The sequence below is a fragment of the Paracoccus sp. SSK6 genome, assembly GCF_039770665.1.
In the GTDB taxonomy this organism is placed as follows: Bacteria; Pseudomonadota; Alphaproteobacteria; order Rhodobacterales; family Rhodobacteraceae; genus Paracoccus.
This window is the reverse complement of record NZ_JBDPNJ010000002.1, coordinates 117,739-135,190: the sequence shown is the minus strand read 5'-3', so window position 1 is coordinate 135,190 and position 17,452 is coordinate 117,739. Positions and strand designations below refer to the sequence as shown.

Below are 17,452 nucleotides of genomic sequence, written 5' to 3'. Positions count from 1 at the left end.
CGTCCGACATGCGGCCGATCAGCGCGCGGCCACGTCGATATAGTCGCGCTTGCCCTCGCCCACGTAAAGCTGGCGCGGACGGCCGATCTTGGCCTGCGGATCGGCGATCATTTCCTTCCACTGCGCGATCCAGCCCACCGTGCGCGACAGCGCGAAGATCGGCGTGAACATGGATGTGGGGAAGCCCATGGCCTCCAGGATGATGCCCGAATAGAAATCGACGTTGGGATAGAGCTTCTTCTCGACGAAATATTCGTCTTCCAGCGCGATCTTTTCCAGTTCCTTGGCGACCTGCAGCGTCGGATTGTTGTGGATGCCCAGCAGATCCAGAACCTCGTCCGCCGATTCCTTCATCACCTTCGCGCGCGGGTCGAAGTTCTTGTAGACCCGGTGGCCGAAGCCCATCAGCTTGAAGGGATCGGACTTGTCCTTGGCCTTGGCGATATATTCCGGGATGCGGTCCACGGTGCCGATCTCGCGCAGCATTTCCAGCGCGGCCTGGTTCGCGCCGCCATGGGCAGGCCCCCACAGGCAGGCGATGCCCGCCGCGATGCAGGCGAAGGGGTTCGCGCCCGACGATCCCGCCAGCCGCACGGTCGAGGTCGAGGCGTTCTGTTCGTGATCCGCGTGCAGCGTGAAGATGCGGTCCATGGCGCGGGCCAGGGCCGGGTCCACCACATATTTCTCGGCCGGGACCGAGAAGCACATGTGCAGGAAGTTGCTGGCGTAATCCAGTTCGTTCTGCGGATAGACGAAAGGCTGGCCGATCGAATACTTGTAGGCCATGGCCGCGATCGTCGGCACCTTGGCGATCAGCCGGATCGAGGCGACCTCGCGCTGCCAGGGGTCGTTGATGTCGGTCGAATCGTGGTAGAAGGCCGACATGGCGCCGACCACGGCCACCATGGTCGCCATCGGATGCGCGTCCCGGCGGAAGCCCCGGAAGAAGTTGTGCATCTGTTCGTGCACCATCGTGTGACGGGTCACGCGGCGCTCGAAATCCTCCATCTGCTCGGCATTGGGCAGGTTGCCGTAGAGCAGCAGATAGCAGACCTCCAGGTAATGCGACTTGGCCGCAAGCTGCTCGATCGGATAGCCGCGATACCACAGCTCTCCCTTGTCGCCGTCGATGAAGGTGATGGTGGAATCGCAGCTTGCGGTCGAGGTGAAGCCGGGATCATAGGTGAACACGTCCGCCTGCCCGTAGAGCTTGCGGATATCCAGCACGTCCGGCCCCTCGGTCGGGCGAAGGACCGGCAGCTCGTATTCCGAGTCGTTGATCTTGAGTGTGGCGGTCGTCGCGTCGGCCATCCAAAGCGTCCTTTTCCGGCTGGGCCGGGCCGACCTTCGACTCCTCGCAGGACGACCTGGCAAGTGGGGGCAGGCCGTCAGCCTGCCAAATCCGTCTGGTCCTGAAGCCGGGCCAGCGATTCCTCGCGGCCTAGCGCCGTCATCATGTCGAACACGCTGGGGGTGGCCGTCCGGCCCGCCAGAGCAGCCCGCAGAGGCGCCGCCAGCTTGCCTAAACCGACGCCGTTATCCTCGGCAACCTGCTTGGCAGCCGCCTCCAGCTCGTCTCGGGTCCAGCTAGCATGCTGCACTGCGGCAGTCAACGCGGACAGCATACCACGGGATACCGTATCCAGCGACTTCGATGCTTTCTCGTCCACATCCACCGGCCGCTCGATCAGCGCGAAGCGGGCCTGGTCCAGCAGTTGCGGCAGGGTTTTCGCCTTTTCCTTCAAGGCGGAAAGCGCGGGCACCAGCCGGTCCTTCTGACGTTGCGTCAGGGGCGCCTTGCCGGTTTCCAGAAGGAACTGGTCCAGGATCGCCAGCAACTCGGCATCCGCCATGGTGCCGATATGATGGCCGCTCACATGCTCCAGCTTCTTGAAATCCAGCCGCGCGGGCGCCCGGCCGATGCCTCCCAGGTCGAACCATTCGCGGGCTTGCGCGTCGTCGAACAGTTCGTCGTCGCCATGGCTCCAGCCCAGCCGCGCCAGATAGTTGCGCATCGCCGCCGCCGGATAGCCAAGGGCGGCGAATTCGTGCAGGCCCACGGCGCCGTGGCGTTTCGACAGCTTCTTGCCATCCTCGCCATGGATCAGGGGGATATGGGCGAAGACCGGCCGGGGCCAGCCCATCGCGTCGAAGATCTGCACCTGCCGGAAGGTGTTGGTCAGGTGGTCGTCGCCCCGGATCACATGCGTGACGCCCATGTCGTGGTCGTCCACCACCACCGCCAGCATATAGGTGGGCGTGCCATCCGACCGCAGCAGGATCATGTCGTCCAGTTGGTCGTTGGCCACCCGCACCTGCCCCTGCACGGCGTCGTCGATGACGGTTTCGCCGTCGCGCGGCGCGCGCAGGCGAATGGCATAGGGCGCATCCGGCAGGTCGGCCGCATCGCGCCAGGGGCTCTGGAACGGCTGGCGGGGATTCGCCTCGCGCCAGGCGGCGATCTCCTCGGGGGTGGAAAAGCACTTGTAGGCGGTGCCGTCGGCCAGCATCTGGCGCGCGACCTCGGCATGGCGCTCGACGCGGGCGAACTGGCTGATCGGCTCGCCGTCCCAGTCGAGGCCCAGCCAGGTCAGGCCCTTCAGGATGGCCTCGGTGGCTTCAGGCGTGGACCGGGCGCGGTCGGTATCCTCGATCCGCAACAGGAACTTGCCGCCCCGGCCCCGTGCGTAAAGCCAGTTGAACAGCGCCGTGCGTGCCCCGCCGATATGCAGATATCCCGTGGGCGAGGGGGCGAAGCGGGTGACAATCGGCGTGTCGGACATGGCGGCCTTCCTGATCCGGGCGGGCATTAACGCTTTGGTAAGCAGTCCATGCCAGTGTTCGGGGGCAGAAATAGAGAAGCCGGTGCGAAAGGACAAGAATGGCCGCCCAGGGCGACATCACGGCGCTGCCGGGCTTTTCCGGCGCGCGGGGGGCATCGCGCCACCCGGCCGCGCGGCCCGTTCGGATGGCCGCCATGGCGCGCGTCGGGCTGTTCGCCTGGGTGCCGGTCTGCCTGGCCGCCGGGATCGCGTTGTGGTTCGCCCTGCCCGTTCCGCCCGGACGCGGGGTGTGGGTCGCGCTTGGCCTGCTGGCCTTGGCCTCACTTTCGGTCGGGCGACTGGCCCTGCCCTGGGCCGAAGGCGGGCGCATCGGCTGGGCGCTTGCCGATGCGCTGCGGATCGGCTCGACCGCATTGCTGCTGGTCATCGCGGGCTTCGGCCTGATCGAATTGCGATCCGCCACCGTCGCCGCGCCGGTGATGGAATGGCGGTATTATGGCCCCATCGAAGGGCGGCTGGTCGAGATCGACCGTTCCGCCCGCGACCGGATCCGGCTGACGCTGGACCGGGTGGTCCTGCGCGATACCGCACCCGACCGCACGCCCGGCAAGGTGCGGCTGTCGCTGATGGACCAGGCCGACCCGCTGCCGCCCCTGGGCCAACGGGTGATGCTGACGGGCCATCTTGGCCTGCCCCCTGCCCCCGCCTCTCCCGGCAGCTTCGATTTCCGCTGGCTTGCCTGGTTCGAGGGCCTGGGCGCCGTGGGCTACACCCGCACGCCCATCATGACCGTCGAACCGGCCGAGGGCGGGATGTGGGCCATGCACCGCGCCCGCATGGCGGTCAGCCGTGCGATCCAGGACGGCATCGGCGGGCAGGAAGGGGCCGTTGCATCCGCCCTGATGACCGGGGATCGTTCAGGGATCGAGGAGGCCACGAACGAGGTGATGCGCGCCGCGAACCTGTACCACATCATCTCGATCTCCGGCCTGCACATGTCGATGCTGGCGGGCTTTGTCTATACCGCGCTGCGCATGGCGCTGGTGCTGGCGCAGGGCCTTGGGGCACCGTTGCCGCAAGCCGTCCACAAGCTCGCGGCGCTTGGCGCGCTGCTGGCATCGGCCGCCTATCTGTGGCTGTCGGGCGGCGGGGTTGCCACGGAACGCGCCTTTGTCATGGTCGCTGTGATGCTGCTGGCGATCATGGCGGACCGGCGCGCGATCTCGCTGCGCACCATCGCCCTGGCTGCGACCATCATCCTGATCTATTCGCCCGAGGCCGTGACCCATCCCGGCTTCCAGATGAGCTTTGCGGCCACCGTCGCACTGATCCTGTCCGCCGGGCCGTGGTCGCGCATCGCGCCCCACCTGCCTTTCTGGCTACGGCCTGTGGCGATGCTGATCGTTTCATCGCTGGTGGCCTCCGTCGCGACCTCGCCGCTGGCTGCCGCGCATTTCAACCGGATGGCGCAGTATGGGTTGCTCGCAAACCTGCTGGTCGTGCCGGTGATGGGCGCGCTGGTGATGCCTGTCGGTGTCATCGGGGCGCTGCTGGCCCCCGTGGGCCTGGCGGGACCGGCGCTGTGGGTCATGGGCCTGGGCACCCGGTGGATGCTGCGGGTGGCGGAATATGTGGCGGGTCTCGACGGTGCGGTCACGGCCCTGCCGCTGCCCCCTGCCCCGGTGATTCCGCTGATGTGCTTTGGCGCGACGCTGGCGGTGCTGTGCTGGCGGCAGGGGGTCATTGCACGGCGGGCCAGCCTGATGGGCATGGGCTTTCTGGCCGGACTGGTGATGCTGGCCGCATCCGGGGCGATCTGGCTGACTGCCAGCCGCCCCCTGCTGCTGGTCGCGCCCGAAGGCGAGGCGGTCGGGCTGATGACCCCGCAGGGCCGCGCCGTGTCAAAGCCTTCTGGCGGGACCTTCGTGGTCAGCACCTGGCTGCAGGAAGACGGCGACATCGCCACGCAGGAGGAGTCAGCCGCCCGCCCCGCCTGGCAGGGCGACAGGCGCGACCGCATGGCGGCGCTGCCCAATGGCTGGCAGGTCTGGCATTTCACCGGCAAGGGAGCCGAGACACGCGCCCCTGCCGCCTGCCAGCCGGACCGCATCGTCGTGGTGTCGGCAAAGATGCCGCAAGCCGAATGGCCCTGCCTGATGCTGGATCCGGGGCGGCTGCGCGCCACGGGGGCTGTCGCCATCGACATGAATGACAACGGCCCGGTGCTGCGCAGCGTCAAGGATTTGCGCCGCGATCCCGGCTAGACCGCGACGCAGGCCCGGTCAGATCCCTGCGTCGATGATCGCGCGGGCCAGGACCGGCACCGTATGCTGGTTCAGCCCCGCAATGTTCAGCCGCGAATCGCCCACCATGTAGATCGCCGCGTCGGATTTCAGCTTCTGGACCTGTTCCGGCGTGGCGCCAAGGCGCGAGAACATGCCGCGATGCTGGCCGATGAAATCGAAGCGATCGCTGCCCGACAACTCGCGCAGTTCCGATGCCAGCTGCGCGCGCAGGCCCAGCATGGTGTTGCGGACTTCCTCAAGCTCGGCCGCCCAGTCGGCGCGCAGCGCATCATCAGACAGGATGGTGCTGACGATGCGGGCGCCATGGTCCGGCGGGAACGAATAGTTCTGCCGGTTGAGGTACGCCATCGACCCCTGAGCCAGATCGCGCGCGGCAGCATTTTCCGCCAGCGCGAACAGGATGCCGGTCCGTTCGCGATAGATGCCGAAGTTCTTGGAGCAGGAGGCGGCGATCAGCACCTCGGGCAGGCGCTGCGCGATCATGCGGGTGGCGGCCGCATCTTCCTCCAGCCCGTCGCCGAAGCCCTGATAGGCCAGGTCGATCAGCGGGATCGCGCCGGATTTTTCCAGGATTGCCGCGACCTCATTCCACTGATCCATGGACAGGTTCGCGCCGGTCGGGTTGTGGCAGCAGCCGTGCAGCAGCACGATGTCGCCCTTGCCTGCCTTGGCAATATCGGCCTTCAGCCCGTCGAAATCGACGCCCCGCGTTTCCGCGTCGAAATAGCGGTATTCGACGAAGGGCAGGCCCATGAACTTCATGATCGACAGGTGGTTGGGCCAGGTCGGGTTCGACACATAGACCGTCACGCCCGGATTGGCCAAACGCGCCAGTTCCAGCGCCTGCCGGATCGCGCCGGTGCCGCCGACGGTCGCCAGGGACGCCAGCCGGTCGGACGGCACGTCCTTCAGCACCATTTGCGCCATGGCGTTGCGGTATTCGGGTTCGCCCGCCAGGCCGGTATAGGCCTTGGTCGTCTGGCTTTCCCAGATCCGCTGTTCGGCCGCCTTGACCGCGCGCATGACCGGCGTCACCCCTTGCGGATCCTTGTAGACGCCGACGCCCAGGTCGATCTTGCCCTGCCGGGTATCGGCCTTGAACTCCTCGATCAGCTTCAGGATCGAATCGGGGGCTTGGGGTTTCAGGTTCGACAGCATCAGGCGTCTCCGGTTGCGATGGGCAGGTCCGGGAAGCTGCCCCATTCGGTCCAGCTTCCGTCGTAAAGCGAGTGGTTGCGGTGCCCGATCCGTTCCAGCGCCAGCGACAGCACGGCGGCGGTGATGCCGCTGCCGCAACTGGTGATGACGGGCTTTTTCAGATCGACCCCGGCGGCTTCGAATTCCGCGCGCAGGTCATCGGGCGATTTCATGGTGCCATCCGCGTTCAGCAGGCGGCCGAAGGGCACATTCCGGGCGCCGGGAATATGGCCTGACCGCAGGTCGGGACGCGGCTCGGGCGCCTCGCCCCGGAACCGTTCGGGCGCGCGGGCATCGACGATCTGATGGTCGGCAAGCTTGCTGGCCAGGGCCACCTGGGTCACGTCGCGGACCAGTCCGGCCTGGCGCTGCACGGTGATGTGGCGGTCGCGCAGGATCGGGGCCATGTCCTCGACCGGGCGGTCCTCGGCCTGCCACTTGGCGAAGCCGCCGTCCAGGACCGCGACATCCGTCTTGCCCATCAGGCGAAAGGTCCACCAGACCCGCGCGGCGCTGCGCGCATCGGAATTGTCGTAAACCACGACCTGATGCCCGTCGCCCACGCCCATGGCGCGCATTCGGGAAATGAACATCTCGACCGGCGGCGCCATGTGCGGCAGGGTGCTGCGCTTGTCCGCGATCGCGTCGATGTCGAAGAAGCGCGCGCCGGGGATATGGGCCGCGTCATATTCGGCCCGCGCATCGCGGCCCGTGGCGGGCATGTGCCAGCTTGCGTCCAGGATGCGCAGGTCGGGATCGTTCAGATGCGCCGCCAGCCATTCGGTCGAGACCAGCGTTTTCGGATCGTCCTGCATGGCCCCCTCCCGTCCCGGTGCGGGCCTGATCTACAGGGCGGCGCGCGCCCGTGCAATGGCCGTCAGCCCTGCTTCAGCAGCCGCTGCTTCTGGCGGTTCCAGTCGCGCTTGGCGTCGGTTTCGCGCTTGTCGTGGTTCTTCTTGCCCTTGGCGACGCCGATCTTCAGCTTCACGATGCCGCGGTGGTTGAAATACATCACCAGCGGGACCAGCGTCATCCCTTCGCGCCCGATGGCCTGCCACAGCCGCGCCAGTTCCTTGCGCGACACCAGCAGCTTGCGCTTGCGCCGTTCCTCGTGCCCGAAGACGCCGGCCTGCTTGTAGGCGGCGATATAGCCGTTGATCAGCCACAATTCCCCATCCTCGACCGAGGCATAGCTTTCGGCGATGTTCGACTGCCCGGTGCGCAAGCTTTTCACCTCGGACCCGGTCAGGACGATGCCGACCTCGAGGTCGCTTTCGATGAAGTAATCGAAGCGCGCCCGCCGGTTCTCGGCGATGATCTTGTAGTTCTTGTCGGGTTCCTGGGCCATGACGGGGAGAGATAGGGGGCAGGACGCGACGTGTAAAGGTGCCGCGCCTGCGCCCGCCCATCACGCCATCAGCGGCTGGCCGTTCAGCGCATGGCGTTCCGACAGTTTGCGGCCCTGACGCCCGGCAACCAGAAAGCGCGCGCTTTCTGGCTGGTGGCTGTCGTCGGCAAGTTCGGGAAACAGCGTCAGGATTTCCTGCCGCGCCTGCGCATCGACCGCCCGCAAGGCACTAGAACCGACATAGAGCGATTCGGTTTCCGCGCCGTTGGCGACGACGATTTCATGCTGGTCGAACAGGATGTGGTAATATTCGACCCGATCCAAATCCTGCGCGATCTCGATCCCGTCCACCGCCAGCAGATGCTTGGCGGCAACCAGAACCTCGTCGGTGCCGAACATGCGTTGCGCGATCCGCGACCGGACCAGGATCCGGTGCTGCGGCGATACCAGCAGGTCGGTCGAGGGGCTTTCCGGTCCCAAGGCCTGCGCGGCGATCCTGACGGGGCGCAGATTGCCCGGTCGCGCAGCATTTGGGCGGACAGCATTCGGCTTCCGATCCAGCGGATGGGCTGCAAGCCGTGGTCGCGCGTCATGACCAGATCGCCGACGCGCAAATCCTCGACCAGGCGTGGCCCGTGCTGGCAGTCGATCAGGGTTCCGGCGGTGAAACACGGCACCTCATCCGGTCCCTTGATGGAGGTGTAGGGAAAGGTTCGCCCGTCCGCATTGGCTTGGAAGGTCAGGGCTGTATCCGATGGCGGCCAGTCGCCCACGAAGGTGACGCCGATGATGCCAAGTTCGGTGCGGCTCCAGGTATTGGTGGGATCGGAATAATAGGTGCCGGATACCGCGACCATGGTTTAGGTCTTGCCGTCCGACCCTGTCAGCAACACCTCGTATTCATTCTCGATCTGAAGGGTGCCGCGCGGATAGGACGTGCCGCCGACCGCATATCCGTCGGTATCCACGAATTGCTTGTGCGGAGGATAGGGCAGGCCTGTCCAGTCAGGGTTCTGCGGGTCGTCCGAGAAGGTGTCGTTTTCATCCCAGATGGCCAAGCCGCCTATGGCGTCATAGCTCAGGGTCATCGTGGTCCGGCAGGAGGCTCGCTTCCCCACTGCATCCCGCCGTCCTTGACGCCGTTCGAGCTGGAGAACCCCACCCTGTTGGCCCAGGCAACTCCGCCAACCGGAACGAAGCCAATTTCGTATACTTGGGCCATTCGCCAATCCTGCAGGCAAACTCAATTTCCTGATGTTTTTTGTCCATTAACCAATGTTAATCTTGTTGCAACCTTTTGTTTTTCGTTGAAGATATTTTCAATGAAACGTGTCAAATCAACCATGGGGCAAGCATGCGACCCGGTTACCGAAACCTCATCACCGACATCCCCGGCCTGCGAGTCGGCAACGCCGACGACCGGCGCCTGAAATCCGGCGTCACGGTGCTGACCGGCGATGCGCCCTTTGCGGCGGCGGTCCATGTCATGGGCGGCGCACCGGGGACGCGGGAAACCGACCTGCTGGCCCCGGACAAGCTGGTGGCCGGGGTCGATGCGCTTGTCCTGTCGGGCGGGTCGGCCTTTGGCCTCGCGGCCTGCGACGGGGTGATGGGGGGGCTGGCTGCTGCGGGGCGGGGGTTTGCCGTGGGCCCGGCACGGGTGCCCATCGTGCCGGGGGCGATCGTCTTCGACTTGCTGAACGGCGGGAACAAGGAGTGGACGGACAATCCCTATCCGGCGCTTGGGCGCAGGGCCATCGACGCCGCCGCCGCGGATTTCGCCATCGGCACGGCGGGCGCGGGGACCGGGGCGACCACGGCGAACCTGAAGGGCGGGCTGGGCTCGGCCTCGGTGGTGCTGGAGAACGGGCTGACCCTAGGCGCCTTGGTCGTGGTCAATGCGCTTGGGCAGGCCACCGTGGACGACAGCCGGCATTTCTGGGCCGCACCTTGGGAGTTGGACGCCGAATTCGGCGGCCTTGGTCTGCCCGCGACCTTCCTGGCCGCCGATGAACCCGCGCCCGCGAAGCGCCTGGGCGAGGCCACCACCATCGCCATCGTCGCCACCGACGCCGCCATGGACAAGGCGGCATTGCATCGCCTTGCCATTGCCGCCCATGACGGAATGGCCCGCGCGCTTGTGCCCAGCCATACGCCCTTCGATGGCGATCTGGTCTTTGCGGTCTCGACCGGCGCCAGGCCCCTGCCCGACCCGGCCACGGACCCCTTCCTGCTGGGTCATGCCGCCGCGTCCTGCCTGGCGCGGGCCATTGCGCGGGGGGTCCACGCCGCCCTTCCTGCGCTGGGTGACCTGCAACCCTGCTGGCGCGACCTTCGCGCATGAAAAGGGGCGGTGCGCGACCCGCGCACCGCCCCGATCAGAGAGAGGGTCGCCAAGAGGGAAGGCTTAGCGATGCCTGTTCAACGCAGCCGCCCCTTGCCGGTTTCCATCGCAGCGCAACTTTTTAGGATATTCCCAAGCCCGGCGCGGCCCCAGCCGCGCTTTGACAACGGCCCCGCTGCGTGATGATCATGGCCCGACCGCCCGAGGAGCAAGCCATGACCAAGCATTCCACCGATCTGAAAACCCTGCTGCGCGATCCCTCGCTTCTGGAAACCCGCGCCTTTGTCGCCGGCGAATGGGTCGAGGCCGGCGATGGCGCGACCTTCGATGTCGTGAACCCCGCCCGTGGCGACGTGATCGCCAAGGTCGCCGATCTGGGCCGCGCGGATGCCGCCCGCGCCATCGAGGCCGCGGCCGAGGCGATGAAGGGCTGGGCCGCGCGCACCGCCAAGGACCGCGCAGGCGTGATGCGCAAGTGGTTCGACCTGATGATGGCGAACCAAGACGACCTGGCCCGCATCCTGACGGCCGAGATGGGCAAGCCCTTCCCCGAGGCCAAGGGAGAGATCGCCTATGGCGCCAGCTTCATCGAATGGTTCGGCGAGGAAGCCAAGCGCGTCTATGGCGAAACCATCCCCGGCCACCTGCCCGACAAGCGCCTGACGGTAATCCGCCAGCCCATCGGCGTGGTGGGATCCATCACACCCTGGAATTTCCCGAACGCCATGATCGCCCGCAAGGCCGCCCCCGCCCTGGCCGTGGGCTGCGGCTTTGTCGCCCGCCCGGCGGCGGAAACCCCGCTGTCGGCGCTGGCCATGGCGGTGCTGGGGGAACGCGCGGGCCTGCCCAAGGGGATCCTGTCGGTCATAACCTCGTCGCGGTCCAGCGACATCGGCAAGGAATTCTGCGAGAACCCGCTGGTCAGGAAGCTGACCTTCACCGGATCGACCGAAGTGGGGCGCATCCTGCTGCACCAGGCGGCCGACCAGGTGCTGAAATGTTCGATGGAACTGGGCGGCAACGCGCCCTTTATCGTCTTCGACGACGCCGACCTTGACGCGGCGGTGGAAGGCGCGATGGCGTCCAAGTTCCGCAACAACGGCCAGACCTGCGTCTGCGCCAACCGCATCTATGTCCAGGCCGGGGTCTATGACGCCTTCGCCACGAGGCTGGCGGCGGCGGTGGACAAGCTGCGCGTGGGCGACGGGCTTGATGATGGCGTGACCACCGGCCCGCTCATCAATCAGGACGCCGTGGAAAAGGTCGAGGAACATATCCGCGACGTTCTGGACGGCGGCGGCCAGGTCGTCACCGGCGGCACCCGGATGGAGGGGCTGTTCTTCCAGCCCACCGTCGTCACCGGCGTCACCGACCGTATGAAGGTCGCGACCGAGGAAACCTTCGGCCCCCTGGCCCCCCTGTTCAAGTTCGACACCGAGGAGGAGGTCATCGCCAAGGCCAATGACACGATCTTCGGGCTGGCGTCCTATTTCTATGCCCGCGACATCGGCCGCATCACCCGCGTCCAGGAGGCGCTGGAATACGGCATCGTCGGCGTGAACACGGGCCTGATCTCGACCGAGGTGGCCCCCTTCGGGGGCGTCAAGCAGTCGGGCCTGGGCCGCGAGGGCAGCCGCCACGGGATCGAGGATTACCTGGAACTGAAATACATCTGCCTGTCCATCTGACGGATCGCAGCGATTTCCGTCGCTTGCGGGAACGCAAGGGGGGCGTTGCGCATTGACAGGCGAAGACCTCGCCCGTTCGGTTCCGGCGGTGTCGTTTGGAAAAAGGGGAAGTGCATGGAAGGTTTTGGCTGGATTATGTCGATCATCCTGGGTGCAATCGCAGGATGGATCGCCGAAAAGATCATGAAAACCGATACCGGCCTGTTGATGAACATCATCGTCGGCATCATCGGTGCCCTGATCGGTAACTTCATCTTCGACGCGCTGATCGGCAGCAGCGGGGAAGGCAGCATCATCGGCCAGTTGATCGTCGCAGTGATCGGCGCCTGCATCCTGATCTGGCTGGTCCGCATGGTGCGTGGCCGCGCCTGACGCAGGCCCGCAGGGAAAGGAAAAGGCCGGTGCGGCGATCCGCGCCGGCCTTTTCCATGGCTGCAGCGTCCCGTGGCGGGATCAGCGGTTCTCGCCTTCCTCGTCCTCGTCCGCGGCGGGCAGGTTGAAGAAGCTGTCGGCGTCCAGATCCGGCTCAGGGGCCTTGTCCTCGTTCCGCGTCAGCGAGAAGTTCTCCAGCCCCGCCATGGAGGACGGCAGGCGCGGCTCGTCGCTCATGGCAAGCGAGGTTTCGGTGCTGACCAGCTTGCGGCGCTCGTCATCGCTCATCACCTCGCCCGTGCCGCTTTTCTTGGCGGCCTTCTGCACGGCTGCGTCCAGCTCGGACTGGCGGCACAGGCCCAGCGCCACCGGGTCGATGGGCTGCATGTTCTGGATGTTCCAGTGGGTCCGTTCGCGGATCGAGGCGATGGTCGGCTTGGTGGTGCCGACCAGCTTGGCGATCTGCGCATCGGCCAGTTCGGGATGGAACTTGACCAGCCACAGGATCGCGTTCGGGCGGTCCTGGCGCTTGGACAGGGGCGTATAGCGCGGCCCACGGCGCTTTTCCTCGCCTTCGGCGGCGGGGTTGTGCTTCAGGCGCAGCCTGTAGGTAGGGCTGGCCTCGCCCTTCCTGATCTCCTCGGCGTCAAGCTGGTTCGAGGCGACGGGGTCATAGCCCTTGACGCCCACGGCCACGTCGCCATCGGCGATGCCCTGCACTTCCAATTCGTGCAGACCGCAGAAATCGCCGATCTGCTTGAAGCTCAGCGTGGTATTGTCCACCAGCCAGACGGCGGTCGCCTTGGCCATCAGCGGCTTGCTCATGTCAATCTCCTTCGCATGTCTGCCCCGAACAGCAGGCTTCAGGCCGGAAAAACGGCTTTTGGCGGGTGCCATTCCTCGTTTTCGGGGGGAATTGGTCCGTGATATAGCGATTCGATGGCGCGGGGAAAAGAGGATTCGCGTGTCCGCAGTGGACGCGAGTTCGCCGCAGGGGCATGGTTGCCACCATGAACCGCGCGCTGCTGATCCCGCTTCTGGCCGCCTTGTGGCCCCTTCCCGCCCCCGCCGACGGGGTCGCGGGCGATTTCGACTATTACGTCCTGTCGCTCAGCTGGCAGCCAGGCTGGTGTCGCACGACCGGCGATGCGCGGGGTGCGGAGGAATGTGGCCGGGGCAGCGGGCTGGATTTCACGGTCCACGGTCTCTGGCCGCAATACGAGCGCGGCTATCCCCAGTTCTGCGAAACCGACGAACGCGATCCGTCGCGGCGTGAAACGCAGGCCATGGGCGACCTGCTGGCGCCTGGACTGGCGCTTCATCAATGGCGGAAACACGGCCGCTGCTCGGGTCTGTCGGCGGCGGATTACTATGCCACCCTGCGAAAGGCGGCCCGGACTGTCGCGATCCCCGCCCCCTTCGACGATCTGGCGCGCGACATCACCCTGCCCCCCGCCGTGGTCGAGAAGGCCTTTACCGAAGCCAACCCCGACCTGTCGCCCGATGGCGTCACCGTCACCTGCAAGTCCCAGGCCCTTCAAGAGGTCCGCATCTGCCTGACCCGCGACCTGCAGCCGCGGGATTGCGCGCCGGACGTGCGGCAGGATTGTTCAAGGGCGCGCGTGCTGATGGAACGGGTGCGCTGAGGCTTGCGTCCCGCGCCCGCCGGGGGCGCTTCGCCCTCCCTGCCTGCCGCACGGTGGCAGGCGTTCGCCGCTGAAAAAGGTCCACTGGACCTTTTTCCGGGCGCGTCTCACCCCCGAGGATATTTTCATACAGAAGATGGCCGTGTTTTGACGGAATCTTAAAACATCCGCCCATTCTGACCGGGCGGTACAGGCGGGGGCGCCGGTGACCGCCACAGGAGATGCCACAGACCTTGGGGACGGGCGCCCGCAAGATCTGTGTGCTCCTTCCCATCTTCTGTGCTTCAAATATCCCCGCCGGAGGCATCCGACCGCGCCTCAGGCGCCGTCGCCCGCCACCTTCAGCACGATCTTGCCGATATGCTGGCTGCTTTCCATTCGGCGATGCGCCGGGGCCGCGTCCTTCAGGTCGAACTCGCTGTCGATGGTGACCTTGACCGTCCCCGCCGAGATCAGCGGCCAAAGCTGCTTGCGCAGCGCCTCGGCGATTTCGGCCTTGGCGGCGTCCGATTGCGGGCGCAGGGTCGATCCGGTGACGGTCAGCCGCTTGGCCATGATCTGCGCGAAGTTCAGTTCGACCTTCGGCCCTTCCAGGAAGGCGATCATCACCAGGCGTCCATCCGGCGCCAGGGCCCTGATGTTCTTCGGGATATAGCTTCCCCCCACCATGTCCAGGATCAGGTCCGCCCCGCCTTCCGCATCGAGGATCTTCACGAAATCCCCGGTCCGATAGTTGATCGGCGTGGCGCCAAGGGCGGCAATGGCCGCGCATTTCTCCTCGCTGCCTGCGGTGGCAAAGACCCGCGCGCCTAGGGCACGGGCGATCTGGATCGCCATCATGCCGATGCCCGAGGTGCCGCCATGGACCAGGAACCGCTCGCCCCCGGTCAGGCCGCCGCGCGTGACGACGTTCGACCAGACGGTGAAGGCGGTTTCCGGCAGGCAGGCGCCTTCGCGCAGGGTGAGGCCATAGGGGATGCGCAGCGCATGGTCGGCGTGGCAGGCGACGTATTCGGCATAGCCGCCGCCGGGCACCAGGGCGCAGACCTGTTCGCCCTTGCGCCAGCGGGTGACGCCCACGCCCATGCCCACGATCTCGCCCGACACCTCCAGCCCCGGCAGGTCCGAGGCGTCGGGCGGCGGCGCATAGCTGCCCTGGCGCTGCAGCACGTCGGGGCGGTTCACCCCGGCATAGGCCACGCGGATCAGGATCTGGTCGTGGCGCGGCACGGGAACCGGGCGGCGGGTCAGGCGCAGGGCGTCGGCATCGCCGGGGGCGGCGATCTCGACCGCGTTCATGGCATCGGGGAACATCGTCTCTCCTTAAGGGCGGACACGGCCGGGCAGATCGCGCGACTGGGGCGCGCGGATCCAGCCCAGGGTCATGGCCGCCAGCGTTTCGGCACCGGGCAGCTTGCGCAGGTTGGCCTTCAATCCCTCGAACCGCATCACGCCGTCAATACGGCGGTCGATGAAGCCGCGGGTCTCCGTGTGGTCGGGCGATGTGTCGCCCAGCCAGAACAGCACCGTGGCGCCGATCACCGCCGACAGGGTCGCGCGCTTGGAATACCAGTTCACGTCGTCCGAGGTATCGCCAAGCCCGGTCCAGATCACATCCGCTGTTTCCCAGACCAGCCGGGCCGCCAGCGCGGCGTTCTGCGGCAGGGACAGGGTGGCCGCGCCCGCGCGGACCAGCTCGGCATCGACCAGCATCAGCCGGCGCCAGACCGCCTCGGCCACGCGGTCGCGAAAGCGGCCTCCCGGCGGGGTCTGGGCCAGGCTGTCCCGCAGCATCGCATCGGCGCGGCGGTGATAGGCGGCGGCAAGCCCCGCGCCCCCTTGGGGGAAATGCACCCGCGCCAGATCGCGCGATAGCCCCAGGTCGCGCGCGCCCGCCATCAGGGCGCGGTCGTTCATCCCCTCGAAGGGGACATGTGTCAGGGCGGCGTCAAGAAGGGCGTCGCGGTCGGTTCGGGTCATCAAACAGCCTCCTGTCTGGACAAGGGCGCCGGGCTTTGATAGGGGGGCGCATCCTGCAATCTTGCAACTCTAACCTAGGAAGGTGGTGACAACCACATGCAGGTCAACGTTCGCGACAACAACGTCGAACAGGCGCTTCGTGCCCTGAAGAAGAAACTTCAGCGCGAGGGCGTGTTCCGCGAAATGAAGCTTCGGCAGCATTTCGAGAAACCGTCGGTCAAGAAAGCCCGTGAGCAGGCCGAGGCCGTGCGCCGCGCCCGCAAGCTGGCCCGGAAAAAGGCCCAGCGCGAAGGCGCTCTCTGAAAAGGGAGTGCGAAGGCGCACTGTAAGACGACGCGATCCGCGTTATCCGCAAGCCCCCGTGGTGCAAGCCGCGGGGGTTTGCTTTTACCGCCACAGGTGCAGGTCCAGCGCATCCGCCGTGGCTGGTCCCATCAGCGATCCGTGGTTCTCGCGCGGATAGGGGCGATACAGGACCTCCAGTCCACCCACCCCCGACAGGATGCGGACCAATGATGTCGGGTCATGGGGATGGCCTTGGCGCGCCCGGCCCGCCTGCGCGATCATCACCTGGATCTTCGGGCCGATCACCCCGCCCGCCGCCGCGACGCCGCCCGCGAAGGCCTGGGCCTCTCGCTGCGATTCGCCCGCATTCCACCAGACCGAAGGGTCAGAGGCGACATGGCGCGCGAACAGGCGCGGACGGGTGAACAAGGCGTGCAGCACGAACAGCCCGCCCAGCGAATGGCCATAGATCGTCATGTCGCGCGCGTCCAAGGGATAGCGGCGTCCCAGTTCAGGCAGCAGGTCATCGCCAATCATCGCCAGGAACGCGTCCCGCCCGCCGGTTTCGCGGTCGGCAGGGGCGGCGCGATAGAAGGGGATCGGCACCACCGGCGCCATCGCGCGAGAGGTCAGGTCGCGCCAGCGGCGGTTCGCGCCTTCATAGCCGATCCCGAACAGGATCACCGGGGCCTTCGGCGCACGGGCCTCTCGATGATTCCAGAGATGCGGAAAGGTCGTTCGCCCATCCAGCGACAGGATGGCGGAATAGCCCTGCGGCGGAGGCGGGGCGTCCGGCAGGCCCACATGGATGCGCCACGGGTCGCCCGTGGGACCAAAGGCGAAATGGCTGGCGCGGGGATGGACGATCTCGGGCGGCGGGCCGCTGCGGGGTTGCGCCAGGGCGGGCGATGCGGCCGTGGCGGCCAGCAGGGCCAGCAGATCGCGGCGCCGCATCGTCAGACCGGGATCGCCGTGGTGCGGAACACCGTGCGCAGCGCGAAGGACGAATGCATCTGCGCCACGCCCGGCAGCCGCGCCAGATGCTGGCGGTGGATGCGGGCGAAATCGTCGGTATCCTCGACCACGATCTTCAGCAGGTAATCGGCGGATCCGGCCATTAGGTGGCATTCCAGCACGTCGGGAATGGCGCGCACGCCCTTTTCGAAGGCCTCCAGCACCTCGTCGGCCTGGCCGGACAGGGTGATTTCCACGAAGACGGTGGTCTGGCGGCGCAGCTTGCGGGCGTCCAAGAGCGCGACATAGCCGTGGATCACGCCCGCCTCCTCCAGCCGCTGGACGCGGCGGTGGCAGGCGGATGGCGACAGATGAACCCGCAGCGCCAGTTCGGCATTGCTGATTCGCCCTTCCTTCTGAAGCAGGGCAAGGATGCGGCGGTCTATTGCGTCAAGGTCGGACATGGACGGATCATCTGCGGCGAAGGCGCCCTTTGCCAGCGTTTTTCGTCGCAAGACACCGTGCCAAGGCAAAATCTTCGCAACATCT

General features: G+C 66.6%; 17 protein-coding genes and 1 pseudogene. 6 read left to right on the top strand and 12 right to left on the bottom strand.

The window, feature by feature from the left end; genetic code table 11:
• Positions 1 to 18: 18 nt before the first annotated feature.
• Positions 19 to 1,311 (bottom strand): citrate synthase, encoded by a 1,293-nt coding sequence (gene gltA, locus AAIL68_RS02430; protein ID WP_347137903.1) that lies wholly within the window; start codon positions 1,309 to 1,311, stop codon positions 19 to 21.
• 77 nt (positions 1,312 to 1,388) lie between these two features.
• Positions 1,389 to 2,783: a glutamate--tRNA ligase gene (gene gltX, locus AAIL68_RS02425; protein ID WP_347137902.1), complete on the bottom strand. Its 1,395-nt coding sequence runs from the start codon at positions 2,781 to 2,783 to the stop codon at positions 1,389 to 1,391.
• Positions 2,784 to 2,881: 98 nt separating this feature from the next.
• Between gltX and AAIL68_RS02420 the strand changes: the two genes are divergently transcribed.
• Complete coding sequence (locus AAIL68_RS02420) at positions 2,882 to 5,047, top strand: ComEC/Rec2 family competence protein (RefSeq protein WP_347137901.1); 2,166 nt, start codon at positions 2,882 to 2,884, stop codon at positions 5,045 to 5,047.
• An 18-nt stretch (positions 5,048 to 5,065) separates the two neighbouring features.
• On the opposite strand, the gene AAIL68_RS02415 is transcribed toward AAIL68_RS02420, so the two are convergent.
• From AAIL68_RS02415 to AAIL68_RS02395, 5 genes and pseudogenes are all read right to left on the bottom strand, one after another.
• Complete coding sequence (locus tag AAIL68_RS02415; RefSeq protein WP_347137900.1) at positions 5,066 to 6,247, bottom strand: amino acid aminotransferase; 1,182 nt, start codon at positions 6,245 to 6,247, stop codon at positions 5,066 to 5,068.
• Entirely contained in the window at positions 6,247 to 7,101 is an 855-nt protein-coding gene (sseA, locus tag AAIL68_RS02410) for a 3-mercaptopyruvate sulfurtransferase (RefSeq protein ID WP_347137899.1), read from the bottom strand. Before sseA ends, AAIL68_RS02415 begins: the two co-directional genes overlap by 1 nt.
• Before the next feature lie 62 nt (positions 7,102 to 7,163).
• Positions 7,164 to 7,634, bottom strand: coding sequence for an SsrA-binding protein SmpB (gene smpB, locus AAIL68_RS02405; protein ID WP_347137898.1), 471 nt, complete (start codon positions 7,632 to 7,634; stop codon positions 7,164 to 7,166).
• Between the two features lie 60 nt (positions 7,635 to 7,694).
• Positions 7,695 to 8,491 (bottom strand): annotated as a pseudogene (locus AAIL68_RS02400) (Hint domain-containing protein).
• 3 nt (positions 8,492 to 8,494) lie between these two features.
• Positions 8,495 to 8,722: a hypothetical protein gene (locus AAIL68_RS02395; protein WP_347137897.1), complete on the bottom strand. Its 228-nt coding sequence runs from the start codon at positions 8,720 to 8,722 to the stop codon at positions 8,495 to 8,497.
• Positions 8,723 to 8,988: 266 nt separating this feature from the next.
• Between AAIL68_RS02395 and AAIL68_RS02390 the strand changes: the two genes are divergently transcribed.
• From AAIL68_RS02390 to AAIL68_RS02380, 3 genes are all read left to right on the top strand, one after another.
• A complete protein-coding gene (locus AAIL68_RS02390) occupies positions 8,989 to 9,978 on the top strand; it encodes a P1 family peptidase (RefSeq protein WP_347137896.1) in 990 nt (329 codons plus the stop codon).
• Between the two features lie 215 nt (positions 9,979 to 10,193).
• Entirely contained in the window at positions 10,194 to 11,666 is a 1,473-nt protein-coding gene (locus AAIL68_RS02385; RefSeq protein ID WP_347137895.1) for an NAD-dependent succinate-semialdehyde dehydrogenase, read from the top strand.
• Positions 11,667 to 11,711: 45 nt separating this feature from the next.
• Positions 11,712 to 12,038, top strand: coding sequence for a GlsB/YeaQ/YmgE family stress response membrane protein (locus tag AAIL68_RS02380; protein ID WP_347137894.1), 327 nt, complete (start codon positions 11,712 to 11,714; stop codon positions 12,036 to 12,038).
• Between the two features lie 81 nt (positions 12,039 to 12,119).
• On the opposite strand, the gene AAIL68_RS02375 is transcribed toward AAIL68_RS02380, so the two are convergent.
• Positions 12,120 to 12,863 (bottom strand): cell cycle transcriptional regulator TrcR, encoded by a 744-nt coding sequence (locus AAIL68_RS02375; RefSeq protein WP_347137893.1) that lies wholly within the window; start codon positions 12,861 to 12,863, stop codon positions 12,120 to 12,122.
• A gap of 185 nt (positions 12,864 to 13,048) precedes the next feature.
• Here AAIL68_RS02375 and AAIL68_RS02370 point away from each other — a divergent pair, with 185 nt between their 5' ends.
• Positions 13,049 to 13,684: a ribonuclease T2 gene (locus tag AAIL68_RS02370; RefSeq protein ID WP_347137892.1), complete on the top strand. Its 636-nt coding sequence runs from the start codon at positions 13,049 to 13,051 to the stop codon at positions 13,682 to 13,684.
• Between the two features lie 318 nt (positions 13,685 to 14,002).
• On the opposite strand, the gene AAIL68_RS02365 is transcribed toward AAIL68_RS02370, so the two are convergent.
• Complete coding sequence (locus AAIL68_RS02365; RefSeq protein ID WP_347137891.1) at positions 14,003 to 14,998, bottom strand: NAD(P)H-quinone oxidoreductase; 996 nt, start codon at positions 14,996 to 14,998, stop codon at positions 14,003 to 14,005.
• A 9-nt stretch (positions 14,999 to 15,007) separates the two neighbouring features.
• Positions 15,008 to 15,664 carry a COQ9 family protein gene (locus AAIL68_RS02360; protein ID WP_347137890.1) on the bottom strand — a complete coding sequence of 219 codons (657 nt, stop codon included), beginning with the start codon at positions 15,662 to 15,664 and terminating at the stop codon, positions 15,008 to 15,010.
• A gap of 96 nt (positions 15,665 to 15,760) precedes the next feature.
• On the opposite strand from AAIL68_RS02360, the gene rpsU reads away from it, so the two are divergent.
• Entirely contained in the window at positions 15,761 to 15,967 is a 207-nt protein-coding gene (gene rpsU, locus AAIL68_RS02355; protein WP_103173489.1) for a 30S ribosomal protein S21, read from the top strand.
• An 84-nt stretch (positions 15,968 to 16,051) separates the two neighbouring features.
• Here the strand turns inward: rpsU and AAIL68_RS02350 are convergent, their stop codons facing one another.
• Both AAIL68_RS02350 and AAIL68_RS02345 read right to left on the bottom strand, forming a co-directional pair.
• A complete protein-coding gene (locus AAIL68_RS02350; protein WP_347137889.1) occupies positions 16,052 to 16,903 on the bottom strand; it encodes an alpha/beta hydrolase-fold protein in 852 nt (283 codons plus the stop codon).
• 2 nt (positions 16,904 to 16,905) lie between these two features.
• A complete protein-coding gene (locus tag AAIL68_RS02345) occupies positions 16,906 to 17,367 on the bottom strand; it encodes an Lrp/AsnC family transcriptional regulator (RefSeq protein ID WP_126153660.1) in 462 nt (153 codons plus the stop codon).
• Positions 17,368 to 17,452 lie beyond the last annotated feature (85 nt).